The sequence below is a fragment of the Flavobacterium aciduliphilum genome, from assembly GCF_003268855.1.
Lineage (GTDB): Bacteria > Bacteroidota > Bacteroidia > Flavobacteriales > Flavobacteriaceae > Flavobacterium > Flavobacterium aciduliphilum.
The window spans coordinates 1-2,405 of sequence record NZ_QLSZ01000023.1; the positions used below are offsets into that span (position 1 = coordinate 1).

Annotated in this window: 2 protein-coding genes and 1 rRNA gene; 2 read left to right on the plus strand and 1 reads right to left on the minus strand. The window is 31.9% G+C overall.

Translation table 11 applies throughout. The features are described 5' to 3' along the window. Positions 1-78 (plus strand): 5S ribosomal RNA (gene rrf / locus CLV55_RS13125); the annotation flags it as partial. 383 nt (positions 79-461) lie between these two features. Here the strand turns inward: rrf and CLV55_RS12730 are convergent. Then, positions 462-1,550, minus strand: coding sequence for a M42 family metallopeptidase (locus CLV55_RS12730; RefSeq protein WP_112114175.1), 1,089 nt, complete (start codon positions 1,548-1,550; stop codon positions 462-464). Positions 1,551-1,635: 85 nt separating this feature from the next. Here CLV55_RS12730 and CLV55_RS12735 point away from each other — a divergent pair, with 85 nt between their 5' ends. Beyond that, complete coding sequence (locus CLV55_RS12735; RefSeq protein ID WP_112114174.1) at positions 1,636-2,307, plus strand: DUF4294 domain-containing protein; 672 nt, start codon at positions 1,636-1,638, stop codon at positions 2,305-2,307. Positions 2,308-2,405 lie beyond the last annotated feature (98 nt).

Sequence of the window (2,405 nt, forward strand, 5' to 3'; positions counted from 1 at the left end):
TCCCATTCCGAACAGAGAAGTTAAGTCCGACTGCGCAGATGGTACTGCATCTTGTGGGAGAGTATGTCGCCGCCTTTCTTTTAAAACCTCTATCATTTTGATAGAGGTTTTTTGTTTTTGGAGTGTCTTGTCCTGAAATATCGATACACAAAAGTAAAGTTATGAAAGAACATAAAGAGAAGCGCTATGTAAAGCGCGCTAGCAGAAAGACCACACAAGAAAGACCACACAAGAAAGACCACACTATGTCTTTAAAGCTACAAATTAAATAAGTATATAAAAAATACAGTTTAAGTTAATTGACATTCTTTAAAATGTTGTTACGATTATTAAATTCTTCAATGGTTTTGTAATTCAAAGCTTTGTATCGATTATTTTAGGACTAGTCAGTTTATTTATATTATTTTTGACAAAATTACTCTAAAGACAATACTCTGAAATGGAGTATTGTCTTTAGAATTTTATTTAAAGTAGGAAAAATTATGATTATTTTCAATTTTTAACAAACTTTCATATAACAAACGAATCACATTTTCAACATCATCTTTGTGAATCATTTCAACAGTGGTGTGCATGTATCGTAAAGATAAAGAGATTAAAGCTGAAGCTACTCCGCCATTACTATAAGCAAAAGCATCGGTATCGGTACCCGTTACTCTTGAAGAAGCATGACGTTGGAAGGGAATATTTTTTTCTTTAGCAGTACGAACAATTAATTCTCGTAATATATTTTGAGTAGCAGGAGCATAGGCAATGACAGGGCCTTTTCCAATTTCTAAATCACCTTCTACTTTTTTGTCAATCATCGGGGTTGAAGTGTCATGGCATACATCGGTCACAATAGCCACATGAGGTTTAATGGTTTGTGTTATCATTTCAGCGCCTCTTAGACCAATTTCTTCTTGTACAGAATTGACTATATATAAGCCAAATGGAAGTTTTTTATTGTTTTCTTTCAATAATCTGGCAACTTCGGCAATCATAAAACCGCCAATTCTATTGTCAATCGCGCGACAAACAAATTTATTTTGATTCAAGATCATAAATTCGTCGGGGTAAGTAATCACACATCCCACATGAATTCCTAATTTTTCAACTTCTTCCTTTGTAGCACAACCGCAGTCTATAAAAATATTATGCAGACTAGCATTTTCTTCCTTACCTCTTAAACGTGTATGTATAGCAGGCCAACCAAAAACACCATTAACAATCCCGTTTTTTGTGTGAATATGAACCCGTTTTGAAGGTGCAATTTGATGGTCTGAACCACCATTTCTAATCACATAAATAAGGCCATTGTCGGTAATATAGTTTACATACCAAGAAATTTCATCAGAATGTCCTTCGATGACTACTTTAAAATCGGCATCTGGATTGATAACCCCAACTGCACTTCCATAGGTATCGGTAATGAATGTGTCGACATAAGGTTTCAAATAGTCCATCCATATTTTTTGTCCTCCCGATTCATAACCTGTTGGTGATGGATTGTTTAAATACTTTTCTAAAAAAGCTATTGATGATTCTGTAAGTATAGTATTTGATTGCATGGTATTATTTTTTTTGCGAAAATATAAATTTGGCATTACAGTTGTTATGATAATCTATTAATTTTACCAATTAAATTTCAGAATCATGTTAAAACGTTTTTGCTTTTTTTTATTTTTAGGAATACTAACTCCTTCTTTTTCTCAAACGATTTCTTCTAAAGAAATAGAAAAAAGAGAATTAGATTCAGTTAAAATGGATACGATACAAATAGAGGAGGTAGTGATATCAAGAGAAAAAATGGATCCTGAAGCGCTCAAAGAATATAAATTACTTCAATATAGAGTATACAAGGTATATCCGTATGCTAAAATTGCAGCAGAAAGAATTTTGTCGTTAAAAACTTCTATGGGAAATTTGAAAACAGAAAGAGAGAAAAAAAAGTATTTAAAAATTGTAGAAGATTACCTTAATAACGAGTTCAAGGATCGATTAAAAAAGCTTTCTCAAAAACAAGGTCAGATATTAGTCAAGTTAATATACCGTCAAACAGGAATAGCTACCTATGATTTAATTAAAGACTATAAAAGTGGGTGGAAAGCTTTTTGGTCAAATACAACGGCACGTTTTTTTAATATTAATCTTAAAACAATCTACCAACCGTATTATAATAATGAAGATTTTTTAATAGAAACGATACTAACTAGGGCTTTTGTTAACGGAAGATTGATAGAGCAAAAAGCAGCTAAACCTATTGATATAGAAGATTTGAATCAACATTGGCAACAACTTGCAGACGATTTAAGACATAAAAAGTGAGTTAAAAAAACTTTAGCGACAACCTTCATAAAATCAGCTGATTAAAAAATACTTTAAAAAAAGGTTGTTAAAAGATTTGTCAGAATGGAAAAGAGGAT

What these genes read in the sequence shown, in the direction of transcription:
- CLV55_RS12735 (WP_112114174.1), top strand. Translation starts at nt 1,636, where the DNA reads ATGTTAAAACGTTTTTGCTTTTTTTTATTTTTAGGAATACTAACTCCT.
- CLV55_RS12730 (WP_112114175.1), bottom strand. Translation starts at nt 1,550, where the DNA reads ATGCAATCAAATACTATACTTACAGAATCATCAATAGCTTTTTTAGAA.